Source organism: Brevibacillus reuszeri (assembly GCF_002897295.1).
GTDB classification, from domain to species: Bacteria; Bacillota; Bacilli; order Brevibacillales; family Brevibacillaceae; genus Brevibacillus; species Brevibacillus reuszeri_A.
In genome coordinates this window covers 82,046-101,676 of sequence record NZ_BEXF01000008.1, presented here as the reverse complement: position 1 = coordinate 101,676, position 19,631 = coordinate 82,046, and the positions used below count along the sequence as shown (strand labels likewise).

The window sequence follows — 19,631 nt, the reverse complement described above, 5'->3', positions numbered from 1 at the left end:
TTGTACGCTAGTTACCGAACGATCCAGACAAAGTAAGATAATCTCTATTCGGAGCACGAGCTTCTAATTTAGCACGCCATGAATGACAACAAAGGAGACGAGTGTTATGGATATGGGATTACAAAACAAAACAGCTTTGGTAACGGGATCAACCAGAGGTATAGGGAAAGCGATTGCTACCGAGCTTGCCAGAGAAGGTGTCCACGTCCTCGTAAATGGACGGAACTCTGAAGAGGTAGAACGAACTGTACGTGAATTGAAGGCGGAATTCCCTGCTACTTCTCCTCAGAATGCGACAGCTGATATTATTGATAGACAGCAAAGAGAAGCTTTATTTGAGAAATATCCGCACGTCGATATTCTCGTTAATAGCATGGGCATCTATGAAATCATGTCCTATGAGGACGTTGACGATGAGGTATGGGAAAAATATTTCCGAACAAATGTCCTTGCCGCCAATGGATTGTGCAAATTTTATTTACCCCAAATGCTGGATAAAAATTTTGGGCGAATCATCTTTATCGCAAGTGAAGAAGCGATTATGCCTTCCGGGCAAATGCCGCAGTATTGCATGACCAAAACGATGCTGTTATCTCTGTCAAAAAGCTTGTCCAAACGAACAATCGGAACGGAAGTCACATCCAATACCATTCTTCCTGGACCAACGCTATCCGAAAATGTACATCAAATCATTGATAGTCTGTTTCCTGATGATATGCCATTTTCGGAAAAAGAGAAAAAATTTATGGCAGCTAACCTGCCTCAATCCGAAATTCAGCGGTTTATCAAGCCATTTGAAATTGGCAGGCTGGCGGCATTCATCTGCAGTCCTTATGCATCCGCATTTAAAGGCTCTCCAATCCGTATGGACGGCGGCATGGTGCCTACCATTTTTTAAATAAAAGGTATTTCGACTCCCCCTTGCTTTTTTGTCCGACACTCGGTAAAATGTTTGCTCAAAGGGTATCATTTTATGGCAATGAGGAAGAAGAGTAGTCATTTTACGAAACTCCAGAGAGCTGATGGTTGGTGCAAATCAGTGTTTGCGGAAATGATGAATGGGCTTCCGAGCTCCAAACCGAACCCGCGCAGGTTAGCGGCAGTAGGCTTTGGCGTGTACGTCCACACGTTACAACGGACACCGTATGATATGTACGGATCAAAGAGATTTTACCAATGGGATAATTCCCTCGCGTAAAATAACAAGGGTGGCACCACGGTTCATTCGTCCCTGTCCAGGGCGGATGGACCTTTTTGTATTTTCCGAAAAACTTTATTTGATTGTATTGAAAGGAGCAACAAACCAATGAAAACGATCTTTTCCGGTATTCAACCCAGCGGTATTTTGACTCTGGGCAACTATCTGGGCGCAATGAAGCACTTCGTTCCGCTCCAGGATGAATTCAACTGCTTCTACTGCATAGTCGATCAGCATGCGATCACCGTGCCACAAGAACCTGCCGTTCTGCGCGAGAACATTCGTCGCCTCGCTGCCCTGTACCTGGCTGTCGGCCTCGATCCGAACAAGGTTACGCTGTTCATCCAATCTGAGGTTCCTGCACACGCCAAGCTCGGCTGGATCATGCTGTGTACCTCGTATTTGGGCGAGCTAGAGCGCATGACCCAGTTCAAAGACAAATCGGACGGACGCGGCGAATCCATCCCGGGTGGACTGCTTGCTTACCCACCACTGATGGCAGCAGACATTCTTCTGTACGGAACCGACTTTGTTCCGGTCGGAGAGGATCAGAAGCAGCATCTTGAGCTGACTCGTGACCTGGCTACTCGCTTCAATAACCGTTATGGTGAAATTTTCACCATTCCAGAGGTTCGTCTGCCAGAAACAGGTGCACGGATCATGTCTCTTGCTGAAGGCACTAAAAAAATGAGCAAGTCCGATCCGAATCAAGGTGCATTCATCTCCATGCTGGATGATGCAGACACCATCACGAAAAAAATCAAACGGGCACAAACCGATTCCGACAGCACGGTTCGTTATGACAAGGTTGAAAAGCCTGCCGTCTCTAACCTGATGACAATCTACTCCCTGTGCTCTGGCAAAACAATCGAGGAAGTCGAAGCTATGTACGAGGGCAAAGGCTACGGCGCATTTAAAACCGAGCTGGCTGAGGTTGTCGTCGAGACGCTTCGTCCGATCCAAGAGCGCTATGAACAGCTATTTGGCTCCTCCGAGCTGGATGATATCTTGAGCGCTGGTGCGGAAAAAGCAAATCAAGCTGCAAATCAAATGCTGCATAAAGTTGAAAAAGCGATGGGTATGGCACGCTTATAAACTGCAAATGAAAACGGGCCGGGAATTAGCTCCCAGCCCGTTTTTCATTTGCGTTGGCGATTCCTTTATTTCATCGTTTCCGAAACCTGTGTCAGTCGTTCTGCATCAGCAGCCTTTTTCGTTACAAGGCTAACTGCCACCATCACGAAAATGTTAACGACGAGAGCAAAGACGCCATTGTTCAAATCTTGAATCCATTGTGGCATGCCTGCAAACAGCATCGCCATCGTCGTCTTCGTGAAGGTCATGTACACCACGATCCCTACACCGAAGAAAATGCCGAGAAATGCGCCTTGCTTCGTGACGAAATTGCGCTTCATCAGGCTGCAATACAAAGCGGGTGCCAGCTGTGTAACCAGGCTGAAGGAAGTGAGATAAAGCGTAGCCAATGTGTTATTTTCACCAAGAGCCATCAATGTACATACCAGAGACAGCGCAATCACAAAGATTTTTGCTACCATGGCCGAGTTCTTTCCTTCTGCCTTCGGGAACATGTAACCGTATACATTCTTCGTTAGCATCGTCGCTGCCGACATGAGCATCATCGAACCAGGTACGAGTGTGGCAAGCAAGCCCGTTGCTCCAATGACCCCAACAAACCATGGATCAAAGCTCTTCATGGACAGCTTCAGCAGTGCATAGTCGCCATCTGCCCCCTGCAAGCCAGGTACTTGTACAATCGCCGTAAAGCCGACAAAGTAAACAAACAAAATCATAATCGCGTAAAGCGGAAGCAGGATCGCATTCGTGCGGAACGAGCGCGCATTTTTTGCCGCAAAAATCGTAGGTGCATTGTGTGGCCACATAAAGTAACCGAACGCACTGATCGCTACTGTAGAAATAAACCAGGATAGACTCATTCCTTTTTCAGGCAATACTAGGAAGCCTTCCTTGGCTACATTCACGGCTTCAAACATGTGCTGGAAGCTGCCGTGATAATGCAGTGGCAAATAGACGCCGAGGAACAGGATGACAAAGAAAATCAGGATGTCCTTGACGATCGAAGTCCAGGCAGAGCCGTGAATACCGGAAATCATTACGTATACGACCAAGGCAATCATCCCGAACCAAATCGCAACCGTCGGAGAGATCGCTCCGTAAGAGGTAGCGGACACCAGAATCCCCATCGACTTAAACAAGAGAACGATGTAAGGAACGAGAGCCACAACACCGACGATAGTGATGAATACACCTAAAATTGGACTATTGTATTTGGAGGCAAAAAACTCAGACTGAGAGACGAGATTATGCTTCTTCGCATAGCGCCAAACAGGAGGCAGCAGCCAGTAGGATGTAATCGCACCCAAGGTCGTGAAGGCGATCAGGTAAAAGCCGACAGCCCCTTTGGAGTACGCCAGACCACTCGTTCCTAGCAAAGTGAAGATCGAGTACGTCTCACCCGCGAGCAGCAGGAAGACAAACATACTACCGAAGCCCCGGCCGCCAATTGCCCACTGCTCCATATCCATATCTTTTCCTCTTCGGGCCATGATGCCCAAAAACAGACTGAGCAAAAGTACGCCGAAAATGATGATCATTGCACTATTCATTCGGTTTCCTCCTCTTGCTTGTTAATCGGATCTAATTTGAAAATAATGCCCATGATGGCCGATGACATGATGGTCCAGAAAAAGAACCAGAACAGCAAGAAGGGAAGTCCAAACACATATGGTTCCACCCTGTTGACGAATCCCGTTCCTATCAGGATCGCCAAGAAAGGGATGATGCCGAGCAGATAGTATACTTTCATCGATAAAGCCCCCTTTTCATAGCTGTAAACAGGTTTTCTGGCCGGGAGCCCGTAGCTAGCTTGGCTTGTGGTCTTTTTGTAAAACGCCCGGCCAGTCCCCTATTTCAAAAGGTGTACGCTGTTTCTACCTATACCTGTCTATATTTTTCGATCAATAGCTGCAATGTTTCCAGCATTACATTTGCCCCTGCCTCGATATCATCCCACGAGGTATACTCGTCAGGATGGTGGCTCACTCCGTCCTTGCTCGGGACAAAAATCATGCCGACATCGGCCAAGGCTGTCATAGAGTTGGCGTCGTGGTTCGCTCCGCTAAACATATACTGGTACGATCTGTCTTGCTTTTGGCAAGCTTCGTCGATACATGCTTGAATCGAGGCTGGCAACGACATCGGCTGCTTTTCGACTGCTACAGAAATGCTTGCATCGATATTGTCATGTGCCCACGTGCGAATCTGTTCCTCGATGCCTTTCATCTCGGCCCAGCTGCTGCCGCGAATCTCGATCATCAGGTCGGCTTGTCCTGGAACAACATTGGCCAAATTCGGTGAGATCGATATTTCACCAACTGTTGCGACGATATCACTGTTGGCTGCAACAGCGAGGCGATTTACTTCCTGGATCAGACGCGAAGCATCCAGTAGCGCGTCCTGGCGCAGATGCATCGGTGTGGTGCCCGAGTGGCTGGCACGTCCTGCCACCTGAACCGCTAATCTCAGGATTCCCGCAATTGCTGTCACGATGCCGATCTGCTTTTGATTCGTCTCCAAAAGCGCCCCCTGCTCGATGTGAAGCTCCAGATAGCAATGATAATCGTCTTTGCTTCGCTTGGATGCTTGTACGTCTTCCCATGTAAAATCAAGCTGGCGAAGCTTGTTTTCGAAATCTTCAGACCTCTCCACTAAGCCCGCTATTGCCCGGCTGCCAAATGTACCGCCAAGCAAATTTGCTTCTTCACCGACAAAGGCGGTAAGCTCCAACGGAACCTCTGGCAAAACACCAGCTTCTTTCATCGTTTCCAGACATTCCAGACCGACAATGACGCCTAAGGCTCCATCGTACAAGCCGCCGTTTGGTACCGTATCGAGGTGGGAGCCAAATGCAATCGCGGGCTTATCAGCCTCTCCCCATCTCCCTGTCACATTGCCCAAACGATCCTGGCTTACTGTCAAAGAAAGAGCTTTCATTTTTTCCTGCAGCCAGTCCAGTGCCTGCTTTTCCTCCGGCGAGTACGCCAGGCGGGTATAGCCTTTATGCCCTGCGTTGGCTACCGCTCCCACTTCGAGCAGATTTTTTTTCAAGCGCTCCAAATTGATTCTTGTTGTCTTCATCTGTCTTCATTCCTTCGCAGTCTGGCGATTGATTCGCTCCAGCCATTCGCTGACATCGCCAGCCTTTGGCAAAAGAAGCGCCTCTTCCACCATCTGACTGGATGTTCGCTCATCCCACTGGGCGAGCATACTGGCGAACTTTTCTCTCAGCTCACGAGCTGGAAACGGCTGATCAAACCCACCGGAAGCCGCGTCTACATAAGAGCTGATCTCCGCTCCCGTGCGCGTCATAATCGTGACTCTCGCCGCACGCTTGGCTGGCAATAAAGCTGTCATCGCCTCATCCTCTGTTACCTTGATCCGCTTCGCCAGCTCCCGCACTGATGCATCGTGAAACAGCTCCCCGGAGAAGCAATCATAGAGCGAGTGCCCATGAACCAGTGCTGACAGCAAAAACGGAATCGAAAACTTGGCTGCAAGCGCATTGTCCGGATCTGGATTGTCCAATCTCGCTGCAAGACCGTACGTTTCTACGTGAAGAGACTCGATCTGAGCAGCATCCAGCTTATGCTCGTTCAAGAGCGGAAGCAGAGCATCGATTGCTGAATGAGAAAAGCGGCAGGACGGATACAGCTTAAAATAGTTTTTGCTAAGCAGTGGCGGTGCCCATAGGTCTTGGTGAAACAGCTCGTAATTGATTCCTTTGGACAAGATGCTCCCCCAGAGATGATCGACTACATGTGTGCTGCTCGCAAAGCCTGCAGACTGGAACGTCCATGCCTGTAGAGCAAGGAAGCTGCCTACTCCTGTATACAGGTTGCGGACAGTCATGCCTGTCACTGCCGCTTCCCAAGAGGTTGCGATCGGGAGGGAGGCAGCCAGCAATGCGGCCTCCGTGATCTCTTTTTTCCCTTTCTTTTGCAAAAGCCCAGTGGCAACAGCGCCACCGACGATTCCCCATGTTCCGTGCGGGTGCATGTCGTCATTCATATTGCTCGCATAAGCCAGCCGGGACGCTACCTCGTACCCGATCACAAAGGCACGGATCATTTCTGCCCCGGATGCCTTTTGCGTAAGCGCCGTGATCAGAGCAGGAGCCAGCATATGCGCTGCTGGATGGCCTTTGGCGAACTGGTTTCCTTCGTCCAGCTCGTTGCTTACTATTGCCGTACCGTACAACATCGCTGCCTGTTCTTTGGTGGCATACAAGCCTGTTCCGAGAAGTGGAATCGTGTTTACCTCATCTTGTCTAGCGACGCCTGCCTCCAGGAGATAAGCTTTTAATTCAGGTGTTTGAAAGCCAAAGCTCGCTGCAAACAGCGTATCTGCGATCATCCATGTTGCTCGCTCAAGCGTATCAACCGGAATATCTGCCAGCTGCTTGTCGAGCAGCACATCTAGCAGGTCTGTAAATCGCGTGATGCTCAAAGCTTGCGCCCCCCAACAGCCGCTCCTTTGTATGCAGAGCCAGGGACAAAGGAACCGAAGCCTGGTTCTACTGTCACCTCTTCGCCGTCATATACAGTCGTTCCGCGTACAATGGTGGAAATGATTTTGCCTTTCACTTCCTGGCCGTGGAACGGCGACATTTTGGAATACGAACGGAATTTGGTTTCATCCACTACCCATGTCTGTTCAGGGTCAATCACAGCGAAATCTGCATCATAGCCTACCGCAATTTTTCCCTTGCCCGGGATTTGGAATACTTCTGCCGGGTGCTGCGCCATCACTTTGGCGAATTGCACCGGAGTCATTTTGCCTTTTGCTACTGTACTGTCAAACATGAGCGGCGTCATGATTTCTACTCCTGGCATGCCTGAGGATGCTTTGAAAATGTTGTCATTTCCAGGATTTTTATGTTCTGGTCCCCACGGTGCATGGTCGGAGGAAATCAGCTCGATATTTCCTGCTTCGAGATGCTTCCACAAGCCAGCTACCTCATCCGGCTGTCTCAGCGGCGGATTGTTTTTCGCTTTTGGACCGAATTTGTCGAGTGCATCCACGTCCAGCAGCAAATATGGATAGCAGGTCTCGCTTGTTACTTGGACGCCTTGGGCCTTGAACGCATTGATCAAATCAATCGTGCGCGGATGGCTGACATGGACGATATGCAGCTTAACCCCTGTCCAGTAGGCCAATTCCATCAGCTTGAGTACTGCACTCGTTTCTGTTACAGGCGGTCGAGTCTCATTGTGTGCTTTTGGATAGACCTTGTTCTCGCGCTTGTACTGATCGATCATGTCTACGATAATTTCGTCATTTTCGGAGTGGAAGGCAGCGCGAAGACCAGTTTCCTTGATCAGCTCCATCGCTTTGAGAATCTCTGGATCGGGAATTCTCGGAAAACGATAGGCGTCGGTTTCAAAGGTAGACATTTTGAAAGCGACCGCTCCCGCTTCTGCCAAAGGAACGATTTGATCGGTTCCACCGGTCTTGGCAATCGTTCCCCACAAGCACATATCAACAACAGCTTCTTCTTCCAGCTGTTTTACCTTTTTTTCAAAGATTTCTACATTCGCAATCGGATTTGGCAGGTCGTAGGGCATGTCCAGAAAAGTCGTGATGCCTCCTGCTGCCGCTGACATGCTTGTTGGAATGATACCTTCGTTCGGGTTGCTAAAGCAGTGAACGTGAACGTCAATCGTTCCTGGAAATACGTAAGCGTTTGCGAAATCCAGAACCTTTTCACCTTCGAGCTTTGCATCTGCCGGTTGGATGGTCGCAATCTTGCCATCCTTTACCCCGATTTGTCCCTGTACTACCTCATCTTCCGCAACAATTTTTCCACGCACAACCAAATCGTATTTTTCCATCCTACTCTCCCACCTATCTTTACAGATAGCGCTGAATCGCCTGGGCTGCAGCTTTGAGATGGGCAACCAGTTCTCCTTCGTCCTTTTCCAGCATCCGCTCTCGCGGTCCTGCGATACTCAAAGATGCAATAACTTGTTGATTCGAGTCGAGGATTGGCACCCCGTAGGAGACTACCCCTTCATCGATCTCTCCATCTGAAAAGGCATAGCCTTTTTCGCGGATGGTAACCAAATCTTCTTTTAAGGCCGCCTTGTCCGTGATGGTGAACTCTGTATGCTTGCGAACATATCCCCCGGCAAACAAGCCGTCTACTACCTCTTCGCCTAAAAAAGCGAGCAGTGCCTTCGACGATGCTCCCCCATATAATGGAACGATCTGTCCTTGCTCCGAAGAAACCTTGATCGGTTGATGGGAGGACACGGTTTCGAGACAAACAGCCTGCAGATTGGAGTGGACCAGCAAAATCGTAGTTTCCTCCGTGTCCTTGGTCAGCTGTCTCATAACGGGTTGAGCGATAGCGGTTATATTGATGTCCAGTCGGACGATTTTGGCGAGCTTTAAAAGACGGTAACCGAGGCTGTAATAGCCGTTAGCTGATTCCATGACATAGCCTTTTTCTTTGAGCAGTCGCAGGTGACGATAGACAGAGCTTTGGGGTTGACCCAGCTTTTCTGCAATCTGTGGAACGTTCAACGCTCTTGTGTCGAAATCGAATAAATCCAAAATGTCTAATGTTTTCTCAGCGCTCATCTGTTTCTTGTTCCTTCTTTCGTTAGTGATATCCCTCCTAACAGATTAGCATACGATGGCTTCTCGTTCCATTATCAATATTTGATAATTGATTATCATTTATTAAATTTTATGTTTTTACTATAGCGCAGGTCGACGGAAAAACACAACTCATTTTTTTCATTTGCCAGAAAAATAAATCGGGAGGGTGGGCGCAGAAGCGTCATTTTAAAGCGTGTTCGGCGGGGCTGCTGGGAATGGGAACGGAAATAACAAAAAAACCGCCAGCTTTCGCTTTGGCGGTTTCGTTTATTGATCTTTTTAATCCTCTGGCACTTTCATACTGCGTGCGATATATAGGACAGGTGTAGATGCTGCGGACACGACGAATTTGATCAAATACGTAGTTAGCAGGATTTGCCACCATACCTCCATCGGGTAGACGCCTAAAAAGGCGATCGTACAGAAGGTGAAGGAATCTAGCAATTGGCTGAATAAGGTGCTTCCGTTGTTGCGAATCCATAGCTGGTTTGGCTTTGGACATTTTTTCTTTAGCCAAGAGTAGATTTTAACGTCGACAAATTGGCTGAGCAGGTATGCACATAGGCTGCCCAGAGCGAGTCTCGGCATCAAGCCAAACAGCATTTCCATCGGCTTCTGTGCGATGTCTGTCTCGACAGGATCGAAGAGTAAAACAAGCTGCATGATGATCGTCGTGGCGATCAGTGTGAAAAAGCCGAACCAAACTGCTTTTTTAGCTGCCTTTTCCCCGTATTTCTCGTTGAGCAGGTCGCTGACCAAATAAATAGACGCGTAAATGGTATTGCCCAGCGTCATGACGAGTCCGAACATTTCAATGGTTTTGACCACCTGAATGTTGGCGAGCACGGTGGCCATTCCGATCCATGCGTAGAGTCCCATTCTACCAAACAGGCGATAACAAAGCAGAAAGAGTCCAAAGTTGACGATCGCAAATACGACGCCCAAGGTGAGATTAAACATAGTAGTAGTGCCTCCTAGTTTTGATAACGCGGGAAGTTTTCGAACCGCGGCCCTTTTGGGCATTTCATCATTTTACTTTTTTTCGTCTCGTTTCGCAATTGAAATACTTTGGCGGGCTGTATTCCGAACATGCAAAAAGGCCTGTCTCAGCAACGCCAGACAGGCACATTCAAGCGAGGACTTCCCCGCTCATTTATTCTTCGCATACAGCCAATTGTAGTAGCTCGCATGCTTCATTTCGTCGGTCATGATTTCAAAGACAGGATCGCGGAATTGCACGGGGATGTATTTGTAAATCACTCTGTATTTTTCGAATGCTTTCAGCTCGCCCATGAGCGCTTTTTCGATTCCCTCCAAATAGCTGGCGGGCTTTTGAAATGGTTCTTCCTGGCCAGAGATGCTGGGGCGTTGACCGGTTAGCTGTGTGTAGACTTGACGAAACAAGCTGCGGTGCTTGCGCTCATCGTCCCGTATGCTCGTGATGACTTGTTTTTCTTGTTCCGTAGGCGCGACACTGATTAAGTATTCATAAAAAAGCTCAACGTGGCGCTCATCTTCAATCGCTTCTTGTATGAGTTTCAGAACTGTCTGCATCCGTTCCTCATATTGGTCCTGCGGGACAGGGACATGAGGCTCATATGAGGCGTAAGAGTAAGGTCCATACCAATAACCGTTCATGGTCATGCTCCTTTCCTTCACGTTCTTATCAAGATATTCGCCTACTTCCTTTTATGTTCGTGCTCAGCTGGATTAGCCCCTTTTTCCCTGTTACTCTTTTGTTCCTGCCATGTCATTTATCTGTAACCCTCTCATTTGCCCTATCGTACATAATGAATGTGCAGGGACATCAACGCACGACACATCACGATCAAACATCAAGAAAAAGGGGAATCCATCATGAAGCACTGGAACAAAATCGTAACAGGTACGGTACTCACATCTGTTCTTTTCACTGGACAAGCATTGGCAGCAACAAACACAAGCAGTAGCCAGGCTCCAAAAGGCATGCAGCTGCTTTCGCAAAAAAGCGCTGACGTCACTGGTGACAATAAGGCAGATACTGTCTATCTGTATGGAAAAAAGGCAGACAAGAACAGTCCGTACGTCTCCGAACTGACTATCAAGGTAACGGATGGCAGCACGAAAAAAACGATGACGATTGACGTAAAGGACGGCGGGTATGAGCCAAAGCTTTCCCTCCAAGACTTTACTTATGATAAGGCAAAAGAAATTATGGTGACGGCTGACACCGGCGGAAGCGGCGGATATCAGGCCAATCACATTTACACCATCAAGGGGCAAAAGGCACAGCAGCTAAGCCTGCCTGGACTCGACAAAGACAAAGAAGGTGTCGTCGGTGGCGGATTTGTCCAGCTGAAGCCGATCGACCTGAACAAAAATGGAATTTACGTACTGGAGGGTACCGAGCGTCTGACAGGTGATTACAACGCGGACGTGCGCGGCTACCTCAAATCCAAGTGGAAATGGAACAAGACCAAATGGGAGCTGATGAGTGCTCATTTTGAACCAACTGTTCGCCAGCTCGACGTGTATAACGGCTCCTTTAAAAGCAGCGATTCTGCCTATGCCTTCCTCGCTCCAAAAGCATGGAATGGCAACATCCTGGTAGATGAGCTGACCGGAGCCAAGGCTGCTGATTACATGCCAGAGGCTAAACACGTTACCCGCTTCCTTTTCAACAGCAAAAAAGCAGAGGATCAAGCAACTGTCGTAGAGATTTTCGCTTTTGACAAAAAGGACTGGAAAAAGCTCAACAACCCGGCTGAACCACCAATCGGCTATGAAATTGCTCAAAATACAGTGACAAATACGGTATATGTAGCTTCTCTCCCGCAAGACAGCGTGTTTGATCCGGGAACAGACCTCGGTAAAAAGTTCAAATCCGTTGCCCTGTCTTTGAACGAAGTAAAACAAGCATTTGTTCTGGTTAAACGCTAATTTCAACAAGACTTAAATACGCGAACACCCCTTGCAAGCCAACAAGCGCGAGGGGTGTTCGTTTGTTTTCTATTTGTCTCGTGAAAATCTTTTGAGCTTCTCTGCCTTTTCCGCTTCATCCAGGTATTCAAAAAATCCAATCCGGTTTCCCCATGGGTCGGCAAATGTTCCCCATTTCACGGGTACCTCTTCGCGCTGATAAATCTCAAAATGCGCAATCTGCAAGCTCGCGGCGAGTCTTTCCCTTTCAGCTTCGATATCCATCACTGCAAAGCGCATCGGTCCGCTCCCTTCCGCAGCAACCCCTTCTGCAACCTGCAGCCAGCATCCGGGAATGATCTCCCATTCGGCAAAGCCTTCATGCGGGATAAAATCAGGCTCACGCTTGAGCAGTACCTCGTACCAGGCCTGTCCTTTTGTAAAATCCGCAACGCGTATTTGAATCGTCATCTCGTGAATCATCGAAAATCCTCCCCTACCCACTTTCTTCTTTCCACTGTAGCATAGATGGGAGTTGTGAAAAATTTGTAAAACAAAATGACACTCGCTTCAACCAAATGCCGCTGAATTCACTCTAATGGTATAGAAAGCAAAAAAGGTGGTCATGAAAGGTGTAACCTAATTTTATCCAGGATGTCGAACGTGCGATCTCAGGTGAAAAAGAAGCGTTTGTTCGTCTGATGATGGGCATGGAACAGACACTATATAGGGTGTCGCGCTCCATTTTAAAGACAGAACATGAATGTCTCGACGCCGTTCAGGAAGCCGTATTAAATGCCTTTCATTCCATACATACCTTGCGTGAGCCTCGATTTTTCAAGACCTGGCTCATCCGGATCGTGACAAATATCTGTTATCGAATCGCTCGACTGGCAACAGACACTGCGTAAATCTTGCCAGTCTTTTGATATGCCCTTATATCTTTTTCCTGCGAATGAATCTCTGATCGATGAAAAAGGAGATGAGCAAGGACAGAGCACCGAGCAAAACCGGTATGCCAAACGCTTCAAAAGAGAAAGATCTGCCTTCTAGCCTCAGGTGGTCGGTGGCGCGATATTCGAGTCGCTTGGCAGCAAATTTCGCCGTCCCTATATCCTCCTGCTTGGCCAAATCCTCAAACGCGGGATCCATTGCAAATCGATCCGCCGCTTCGCGGTGCAAGTAGAGCAGTTTCGCGCTGTTACCGCTGGCGTTCCATTCGTTGATGTCTTTGACGGCTGCAGATTCGGCTTCGGCACCAACGACAATCATCTTTGCCAGTTTCGGCACGCTTTTTATCTGATAACGCGCGACCAAGTTCAGGCCGTGCTTCGTTACGATCGGTTCGTTCGAGCTGGAAACGGTTAACGTCGTCGTCGTGCCGGAAGCAGCGTACGTGTCGAATGCAGCGGACAAATCTAGTTCATCGACACCGTTATATAGCAGAACGCCCGCCTTTACTTTGTTCCATTGATAAGCGTTGTTCAGTATGAACGTTATGTCGCCGAGCCCGGCAGTGAAGGGTTTCATTTGCGGGTTTTTCACGTAATCGTAGGATGGATAGTTCATCTCTACCGCCACTTTCTTCGCCGCATCCTCGCCAAGCTGCTGGGAGATGAGGTATAGCGTAGCGTCGATTCCCGATGTCAGACCCGCAGATGAAACAATATTGCCTTGCGGGACGAAGCGTCGATCTTTCACCCACTGGACTTCCGGATACTGTTTCATGAGCCGGTCAATATCGCCCCAGTGCGTCGCAGCCGATTTGCCGTTCAGCAAGCCAGTATCGGCCAGGTTTTCTGCCCCATTACAAATGGAGAGCAATGTCGTCTGGGCGCTCGCGTTTTTCCGAATCCATTCACGGACAGGCGCATATTTTTTCTCGTCCAGAATCGGCATAAACGGAATGACGATAATGTCCGGGCTTTTACCGAGCATCGCATCCATTTCGTAAAACGAATAATGCGGAACGACATCGAGTCCCCCGGTTAGTGATTTGATTTCACGATCGGGGGCAACGCCGTATACATTGTAAGCTTCCGTCATAGCAAACATCTCGTACGGAACGAGAAAATCGAATACTTCCGTCGATTCATTCGCCAGCAGCACAGCCACTGTTGGTTTGTTTGCGTCGTATTTCGGTACCTGCACATTCGCCAATGCAGGAGCGGCTTTATCGTAAACCGACATTACGTCATTCATTGTATTGACGAACCCGATTGTGCCTGCGCCTCCTACTACGACAACAAAAACGATGAGATAAATGCTGATCCGCAATACAGTCTTCACATGCTTACTCTCCTTCAAGATAAAATTCTTCCCCATAAAATGTAACAAACCAATCCCAACTTATCGTCAGTCCCTAGCCCGATAGCAGCATTCGCCTATTGCTGGAGCGACCACTGGCCTCAAGACTCTATCTTTTTTTTCATATGACTCGATAGGGCTATCAAAGCTCTCCTAGCCTGAAGAGATTATTGATCCGCAAAAAATTGTTGCCAAATGTAACCTTCTCTTTTCGTGAAAAAGCATTGACGGATCTTTTTGATAATGATAATCTTTATCATCATTGTGCATGGAACATGCTTTTGACTGTCTCCCTCACTACTATACTTTTGTACGTTCTGGAGGAATCATCATGAGAATAAAATGGTTGGTTTTTGCAAGTATTTTGCTCCTCTCGTTCTCTCTGGCAGCATGCGGAACATCTGGAACACAATCAGGCTCAGCTCCAACCGGCAACAGCGACACAGCTCCTCCGTCTACTGACAAGGCATCCACTGATCTTACTGCTACCACTCGTACATACAAGACTGCCTTCGGAGAAACACAAATTCCCGTCTCTGTGCAAAGAGTCGTGACGCTGCAATATGCCAGCCAGATGCTGTCCGTTGGCGTAAAGCCGATCGGAGCAGCAAGTCACTTGCTCGAAAACACAGGTCCCGCGTTTCAAGGCATTGAGGATGTCGGAACATTGGAAGCGATCAATTATGAAAAAATCTTGTCCCTGCAGCCTGATCTAATCATCACTGCCGATATTGATAAGGACGTTTACGATAAGCTGAGCAAGATCGCTCCGACTGTTGATCTTCCATGGATGGATTACGACATGTACGGTCATGTGAAAGCGATTGGCGACATCTTGAACAAGCAGCAGGAAGCCGCCGCCTGGCAAGCTGAATTTGATAAAAATTGACGACAGCAAAAGAACAGATTCTCGGAAAAATTGGCGAAGGTAAAACTGTTGCCATTTATCGTATCGATCCAAAGGAGTTTTACGTATACGGGGCGCGAAACATGGGCTTTACGATTTATAAAGCGCTAGGACTGACACCACCGCCAGCGATTCAAAAGGAGCTCGATAAAGACCCGAACTTCTGGGCAGCACCGATTTCTATGGAGCTACTGCCGGACTATGCTGCAGATTATGTATTCGTTAGTCTACTCCCAGGCGAGGAAGCCGCTGGCCGATACAATGAGATCAAGTCTAGTGCTATCTGGAAGAACCTCCCTGCAGTGAAAAATAACCATGTATACGAGATCAACATGGACATGTGGCTCGGCTATACCCCTCATGACATCGAGCTGCAATTGCAGGATGCTGTGGAACTGCTGACACAAGCGCAATAGACCAAAAATCCCCCGACCATTGTTGGTCAAGACCCCAATATGTAGTCGTATGTCTTCTTTTTTTAAATCATACGGATAATTTCTAAACTTCTGTCCCTTTTTCACCATAAAAAATACACCCCTTAGAATTCATCGGATAAACCAGGGGCTTAATCCAATGTCTATTCTAAGGGGTGCACTTCACATACGGTGAGGGGATTTTTCTTTACGTGAATATCGGTAGCATCAAGTTAAGTAAAAACAGTCCTGCGATCACGTACAACAGCGCTGGTACTTCCCGTCGTTTTCCGAGCGCCAGCTTCAACAACGGATACGCCACAAAACCAAAGGCAATTCCATCCACAATACTGTACGACAACGGAATGATCGCGATGATCAAAAAGGCTGGGAACCCTTCTGAGAAGTCCTTCAGATTGATGTTTTGCACGTTTTGCAGCATGAGAGCCCCGATGATAATCAGTACAGGTGCCACTGCGCCGTCCGGAATCATTTTGACGACTGGAATAAGACCAAGCGACAAAAGAAGCAGCGTTCCCGTTACAAGTGTCGTCAGTCCCGTACGTCCACCTGCTGTAATACCAGCTGCGGTCTCAACTGTGGAAACGGTTGGACTTGTGCCCATAATTCCCGAGATAGCTGCTGACAGGGCATTTGCTTGCAGGGAGCGGCGAAATTTTTGCGGCTGACCAAACATGGCAGTATGCCCATGAATCAACCCGATGTTTTCAAACACGATCACCATGGCAAGTGAAAAAGTGGCAATCCAAAACGGCAATGTCCAAATCCCGGAAAAAGACATTCCAGCAAATACATGACTGTATTCCGCAAAAGAAAACGAGCTGCCAGCTCCCGGCTCAACAATCCCGAGCAGAATGCCAAGACCGGTCCCTGCTGCTATCCCGATCAAAAAGTTGCCTGGCACACCGCGAACAAACAAGATCAGCGTCAAAACGAGTGTGACCAGCGTCACGATGACATGCGGGCTTGATAAATCACCCAAGGCCACAAAGGTCGAAGGGTTGGTTACGATCAGACCACCCTTTTGCAACCCGATAAACGTCAAAAACAACCCAATCCCCACTGTGATCGCTTCTTTCAGCGAGGAAGGAATCGCATTGGACAAGACTGTCGCAGCTCGGGTAAAGGCGATGACCGTAAAAATCAGTCCTGAAACAAAAACAGCTGCCAGGGCCTCTTGCCAGCTAAGACCCATCGAATGGCAAAGCGTGTACGTAAACAACGCATTGATTCCCATACCGGGGACTAAAATAATGGGAGCATTCGCCCAAAAAGCCATGAGAAGTGAGCCAATGAATGCAGTCAAAACGGTAGCAAGAATGCCTGCTTCCATCGGAATACCTGCATCCTGTAATATCGAAGCGTTTACGGCAACAATGTAGACAATGGTGACAAAGCCGATGAAGCCAGCGATGATTTCCCGTTGAAACGTCGTGTCGCAAGCGCGCAGGTGAAATATCTTATCCAGCCACGTACGCACGTATATTCCCTTCTTTCCTTATGCATGTTTCATGAATTCCTGTGAAAATTATGCTATCATAGCCAGATCAATATGAAAAATATCCAGTTAATCTGTCTTTCATATGTTTTTCATATGGATTGTAAAAGGAAGGTAGGAAGCCTACATGGATATTCGCCAGCTGCGGTACTTTATTGCTATCGCTGAGGAAGGCCAAATTACAAGTGCCGCCAAACGTTTAAATATTGCCCAGCCCCCTTTGAGCCAGCAGCTCAAGCAGATGGAGGACGAATTGGGCGTTATTCTCATGGAGCGCTCTGGAAAACGCATGGAGCTCACCGAAGCAGGACACACTCTGTACCGCCAAGCACTGAATATCGTTCATCAGATGGAGGAAGCTCTCTCAGAAGTAAAAGAAACAGGCGAAGGGCTTCGCGGGACCTTGTCCATCGGCGTAAGTGCTTTGTCCGCCTACCGACTCCCCGAACAGATTCGCCTGTTTGAACAAAAATACCCATTGATTACGTACAAAGTGTGGAAAGGTGACACACAGTTACTCAATCAATGGCTGGAGAGGCGAACAATCGAGGTCGCTATCGTCCGCTTGCCTCATTCCTTGAACAACTGCATGATGATTCCACTGGAGGAAGAGCCATTCGTTCTGATCGTACCCGCCAGCTCGCCCTATGCTTCTCACGAGCGGATACATATGAGTGAAATTGCCCAGCTCCCTCTGATCATGCCCAGTACTCCTGGTCTTGGCATATACGATCTGATCGTCAAAGAGTTTTCACGTCTCGGCGTAGAGCCTCATGTCATCTGCGAATGTCCCGATATTTCGCTGATTGTCAGCATGGTAGCAGCCTCCGTCGGCTCATCCATCGTTCCACATTCCGCCTGGGAAAGACATAAAAGTGAACAAATTCGCGGGATCGCGCTGGAAGGAACCTCGATCTACTCCTCTGCAGCTGTCGTCTGGCAATCTGGACGTCATCTCTCCAAAGCGGCCAAACGCTTTATCGAGACGTTTTCATAAACAGACGGTTGGTCACAGCTGTTTCCAGATCACTCTCTGTTCGATTTCATGCCCTCCACATGGAATAATTTCGGAAATCACGCGGGACTATAAACTATTATCATCGTTGAATGTCCTAACATCTTGGAGGAATGAAATGACGTTTCTTATTTCATTAGTGATTGTACTCATTATCGTATTGTTCGGCGTTTTTTCTCCTGACCTTTTCGCAAAAGCAGCAACCCAAGTGCTACACATGACTACGACAAATTTTGGCTGGTTCTACTTGATCGTCACCTTTGGCTTTTTGCTTTTCTGTATTTTTCTGGCGTTTAGCAGATATGGCCAGATCCCTTTAGGTGAAGACGATGACGAGCCAGAATATTCCCTTCCTACCTGGTTTGCGATGCTGTTTAGTGCCGGGATGGGGATTGGTCTTGTCTTTTGGGGTGTAGCAGAGCCTGTTTCCCACTACTTCTCTCCACCGGCAGGAGTAACTGGGCAAACAACAGAAGCCGCTCAAACCGCCCTGCGCTACGCTTTTTTTCATTGGGGTCTCCATCCATGGGGCATTTATGCCGTCATCGCACTATGCCTTGCTTATTTTCAATTTCGCAAAGGATCAAAAGGCTTGATTTCCTCTACTTTTGCTCCCTTGCTGGGAGAGCGGACGAATGGGCCTATTGGCAAAGCAATCGATATTCTAGCGGTCATTGCCACTGCTTTTGGCGTAGCTACCTCTCTCGGTCTTGGAACACTTCAGATTAACGGAGGCTTGTCCCATCTGTTTGGACTTCCCTCCAATGCCATCGTGCAAATCGTCATTATTGCGATCATCACTGTGCTTTTCCTTTTATCCGCTACGACGGGGCTTGATAAGGGGATCAAGTTTCTCAGCAATACGAATCTTGTTCTTGCTATGGGTCTTTTATTTCTTACCTTAGTTTTAGGCCCAACCTCGTTTTTATTTGACACATTCACTAGCACACTGGGTAGCTATTTGAATAATCTCATCTCGATGAGCTTGCGGCTTACTCCTTTTACACAAGGCAATTGGGTAGCCAACTGGACATTGTTCTACTGGTCTTGGTGGATTGCTTGGGCCCCATTTGTCGGCATGTTTATCGCACGCGTCTCCAAAGGTCGAACAATCAAGGAATTCGTCATTTGCGTGATGCTCGTCCCCAGTTTACTAAGCTTTATCTGGTTCTCAGTCTTTGGGGGGACAGCTCTTCATTTGGAGATTTTTGATCAGGCTCCCATTGGAAAAGCTGTACAAAGTGACATTTCAACTGCATTATTTCTCGCACTGGAACAATTGCCAATGGGATTCATCCTCGCTGTCGTGGCTACTCTGTTGATTATCACGTTCTTTATCACTTCAGCAGACTCAGCCATTTTTGTGCTCGGCATGCTCTCCTCCGATGGAAATTTGGACCCGTCCAATCGTGTGAAAATAACGTGGGGCATCCTCCAGTCAACCATCGCCGTTGTCCTGCTCTTAAGTGGTGGGTTAGAAGGCTTGCAAACGGCATCTATCGTTGCCGCGCTCCCCTTTGCCGTCATTATGGTATTGATGTGCTACTCACTGTTACGAGCGCTGAGTGAAGAAGATCGGTTGGCGAAAAAGAAGCGAAAGGACCAGCAAAGAAAGCTGGAGCGGCTGCTAAAAGAGCTATAAGCGGAATCCTTAGAGCGAAACGAAAAGACCT

At 48.1% G+C, this 19,631-nt stretch carries 19 protein-coding genes and 1 other annotated feature; of the genes, 8 read left to right on the top strand and 11 right to left on the bottom strand.

Features of this window, described 5'->3' with window-relative positions; all coding sequences use genetic code 11:
* The first annotated feature begins 106 nt into the window (after window positions 1-106).
* Both C3B52_RS14680 and trpS read left to right on the top strand, forming a co-directional pair.
* Window positions 107-898 (top strand): SDR family NAD(P)-dependent oxidoreductase, encoded by a 792-nt coding sequence (locus C3B52_RS14680; protein ID WP_103106951.1) that lies wholly within the window; start codon window positions 107-109, stop codon window positions 896-898.
* A gap of 72 nt (window positions 899-970) precedes the next feature.
* Window positions 971-1,236 (top strand) — a binding site (T-box leader).
* A 70-nt stretch (window positions 1,237-1,306) separates the two neighbouring features.
* A complete protein-coding gene (gene trpS / locus C3B52_RS14675; protein ID WP_103106949.1) occupies window positions 1,307-2,293 on the top strand; it encodes a tryptophan--tRNA ligase in 987 nt (328 codons plus the stop codon).
* A 65-nt stretch (window positions 2,294-2,358) separates the two neighbouring features.
* Here trpS and C3B52_RS14670 read toward each other — a convergent pair whose 3' ends face one another.
* The 8 genes from C3B52_RS14670 to C3B52_RS14635 form a co-directional block, all read right to left on the bottom strand.
* Window positions 2,359-3,843 (bottom strand): sodium:solute symporter family protein, encoded by a 1,485-nt coding sequence (locus C3B52_RS14670; protein ID WP_103106947.1) that lies wholly within the window; start codon window positions 3,841-3,843, stop codon window positions 2,359-2,361.
* Complete coding sequence (locus C3B52_RS14665) at window positions 3,840-4,043, bottom strand: DUF3311 domain-containing protein (protein WP_103106945.1); 204 nt, start codon at window positions 4,041-4,043, stop codon at window positions 3,840-3,842. The genes C3B52_RS14670 and C3B52_RS14665 overlap by 4 nt, the downstream gene beginning before the upstream one ends.
* 128 nt (window positions 4,044-4,171) lie before the next feature.
* Complete coding sequence (locus C3B52_RS14660) at window positions 4,172-5,374, bottom strand: Zn-dependent hydrolase (RefSeq protein ID WP_103106943.1); 1,203 nt, start codon at window positions 5,372-5,374, stop codon at window positions 4,172-4,174.
* Between the two features lie 6 nt (window positions 5,375-5,380).
* The gene (locus C3B52_RS14655; protein ID WP_164684786.1) at window positions 5,381-6,742 is read right to left on the bottom strand and encodes an MmgE/PrpD family protein; all 1,362 of its coding nucleotides are present in this window, start codon (window positions 6,740-6,742) and stop codon (window positions 5,381-5,383) included.
* Complete coding sequence (locus tag C3B52_RS14650) at window positions 6,739-8,127, bottom strand: dihydroorotase (protein ID WP_103106939.1); 1,389 nt, start codon at window positions 8,125-8,127, stop codon at window positions 6,739-6,741. Before C3B52_RS14650 ends, C3B52_RS14655 begins: the two co-directional genes overlap by 4 nt.
* A 19-nt stretch (window positions 8,128-8,146) precedes the next feature.
* Complete coding sequence (locus tag C3B52_RS14645) at window positions 8,147-8,878, bottom strand: IclR family transcriptional regulator (RefSeq protein WP_103106937.1); 732 nt, start codon at window positions 8,876-8,878, stop codon at window positions 8,147-8,149.
* Window positions 8,879-9,178: 300 nt separating this feature from the next.
* Window positions 9,179-9,859 carry a queuosine precursor transporter gene (locus C3B52_RS14640; protein ID WP_103106935.1) on the bottom strand — a complete coding sequence of 227 codons (681 nt, stop codon included), beginning with the start codon at window positions 9,857-9,859 and terminating at the stop codon, window positions 9,179-9,181.
* 189 nt (window positions 9,860-10,048) lie between these two features.
* Complete coding sequence (locus C3B52_RS14635; protein ID WP_103106933.1) at window positions 10,049-10,537, bottom strand: ferritin family protein; 489 nt, start codon at window positions 10,535-10,537, stop codon at window positions 10,049-10,051.
* 219 nt (window positions 10,538-10,756) lie between these two features.
* Between C3B52_RS14635 and C3B52_RS14630 the strand changes: the two genes are divergently transcribed.
* Complete coding sequence (locus tag C3B52_RS14630) at window positions 10,757-11,818, top strand: hypothetical protein (protein WP_103106931.1); 1,062 nt, start codon at window positions 10,757-10,759, stop codon at window positions 11,816-11,818.
* Window positions 11,819-11,887: 69 nt separating this feature from the next.
* Here the strand turns inward: C3B52_RS14630 and C3B52_RS14625 are convergent, their stop codons facing one another.
* Window positions 11,888-12,280: a VOC family protein gene (locus C3B52_RS14625; protein WP_103106929.1), complete on the bottom strand. Its 393-nt coding sequence runs from the start codon at window positions 12,278-12,280 to the stop codon at window positions 11,888-11,890.
* 227 nt (window positions 12,281-12,507) lie between these two features.
* On the opposite strand from C3B52_RS14625, the gene C3B52_RS14620 reads away from it, so the two are divergent.
* Window positions 12,508-12,708 carry a sigma factor gene (locus C3B52_RS14620; protein ID WP_164684785.1) on the top strand — a complete coding sequence of 67 codons (201 nt, stop codon included), beginning with the start codon at window positions 12,508-12,510 and terminating at the stop codon, window positions 12,706-12,708.
* A 25-nt stretch (window positions 12,709-12,733) separates the two neighbouring features.
* Here C3B52_RS14620 and C3B52_RS14615 read toward each other — a convergent pair whose 3' ends face one another.
* Window positions 12,734-14,086 carry a DJ-1/PfpI family protein gene (locus C3B52_RS14615; protein ID WP_103106924.1) on the bottom strand — a complete coding sequence of 451 codons (1,353 nt, stop codon included), beginning with the start codon at window positions 14,084-14,086 and terminating at the stop codon, window positions 12,734-12,736.
* A gap of 349 nt (window positions 14,087-14,435) precedes the next feature.
* Between C3B52_RS14615 and C3B52_RS37795 the strand changes: the two genes are divergently transcribed.
* Window positions 14,436-14,993 carry an ABC transporter substrate-binding protein gene (locus tag C3B52_RS37795; protein ID WP_268811890.1) on the top strand — a complete coding sequence of 186 codons (558 nt, stop codon included), beginning with the start codon at window positions 14,436-14,438 and terminating at the stop codon, window positions 14,991-14,993.
* A complete protein-coding gene (locus C3B52_RS37790; RefSeq protein ID WP_268811889.1) occupies window positions 14,990-15,427 on the top strand; it encodes an ABC transporter substrate-binding protein in 438 nt (145 codons plus the stop codon). The genes C3B52_RS37795 and C3B52_RS37790 overlap by 4 nt, the downstream gene beginning before the upstream one ends.
* Before the next feature lie 205 nt (window positions 15,428-15,632).
* On the opposite strand, the gene C3B52_RS14605 is transcribed toward C3B52_RS37790, so the two are convergent.
* Window positions 15,633-16,925 (bottom strand): NCS2 family permease, encoded by a 1,293-nt coding sequence (locus C3B52_RS14605; protein WP_103106922.1) that lies wholly within the window; start codon window positions 16,923-16,925, stop codon window positions 15,633-15,635.
* 145 nt (window positions 16,926-17,070) lie between these two features.
* Here C3B52_RS14605 and C3B52_RS14600 point away from each other — a divergent pair, with 145 nt between their 5' ends.
* Both C3B52_RS14600 and C3B52_RS14595 read left to right on the top strand, forming a co-directional pair.
* Entirely contained in the window at window positions 17,071-17,940 is an 870-nt protein-coding gene (locus C3B52_RS14600; RefSeq protein ID WP_103106920.1) for a LysR family transcriptional regulator, read from the top strand.
* A gap of 136 nt (window positions 17,941-18,076) precedes the next feature.
* Window positions 18,077-19,600 carry a glycine betaine uptake BCCT transporter gene (locus tag C3B52_RS14595; RefSeq protein ID WP_103106918.1) on the top strand — a complete coding sequence of 508 codons (1,524 nt, stop codon included), beginning with the start codon at window positions 18,077-18,079 and terminating at the stop codon, window positions 19,598-19,600.
* Window positions 19,601-19,631: the final 31 nt, after the last annotated feature.

Coding starts and splice junctions, on each gene's coding strand:
- C3B52_RS14660 (WP_103106943.1), bottom strand. CDS start 5,374: ATGAAGACAACAAGAATCAATTTGGAGCGCTTGAAAAAAAATCTGCTC.
- C3B52_RS37795 (WP_268811890.1), top strand. CDS start 14,436: ATGAGAATAAAATGGTTGGTTTTTGCAAGTATTTTGCTCCTCTCGTTC.
- trpS (WP_103106949.1), top strand. CDS start 1,307: ATGAAAACGATCTTTTCCGGTATTCAACCCAGCGGTATTTTGACTCTG.
- C3B52_RS14635 (WP_103106933.1), bottom strand. CDS start 10,537: ATGAACGGTTATTGGTATGGACCTTACTCTTACGCCTCATATGAGCCT.
- C3B52_RS14650 (WP_103106939.1), bottom strand. CDS start 8,127: ATGGAAAAATACGATTTGGTTGTGCGTGGAAAAATTGTTGCGGAAGAT.
- C3B52_RS14665 (WP_103106945.1), bottom strand. CDS start 4,043: ATGAAAGTATACTATCTGCTCGGCATCATCCCTTTCTTGGCGATCCTG.
- C3B52_RS14670 (WP_103106947.1), bottom strand. CDS start 3,843: ATGAATAGTGCAATGATCATCATTTTCGGCGTACTTTTGCTCAGTCTG.
- C3B52_RS14640 (WP_103106935.1), bottom strand. CDS start 9,859: ATGTTTAATCTCACCTTGGGCGTCGTATTTGCGATCGTCAACTTTGGA.
- C3B52_RS14645 (WP_103106937.1), bottom strand. CDS start 8,878: ATGAGCGCTGAGAAAACATTAGACATTTTGGATTTATTCGATTTCGAC.
- C3B52_RS14680 (WP_103106951.1), top strand. CDS start 107: ATGGATATGGGATTACAAAACAAAACAGCTTTGGTAACGGGATCAACC.
- C3B52_RS14600 (WP_103106920.1), top strand. CDS start 17,071: ATGGATATTCGCCAGCTGCGGTACTTTATTGCTATCGCTGAGGAAGGC.
- C3B52_RS14620 (WP_164684785.1), top strand. CDS start 12,508: ATGGAACAGACACTATATAGGGTGTCGCGCTCCATTTTAAAGACAGAA.
- C3B52_RS14595 (WP_103106918.1), top strand. CDS start 18,077: ATGACGTTTCTTATTTCATTAGTGATTGTACTCATTATCGTATTGTTC.
- C3B52_RS14630 (WP_103106931.1), top strand. CDS start 10,757: ATGAAGCACTGGAACAAAATCGTAACAGGTACGGTACTCACATCTGTT.
- C3B52_RS14625 (WP_103106929.1), bottom strand. CDS start 12,280: ATGATTCACGAGATGACGATTCAAATACGCGTTGCGGATTTTACAAAA.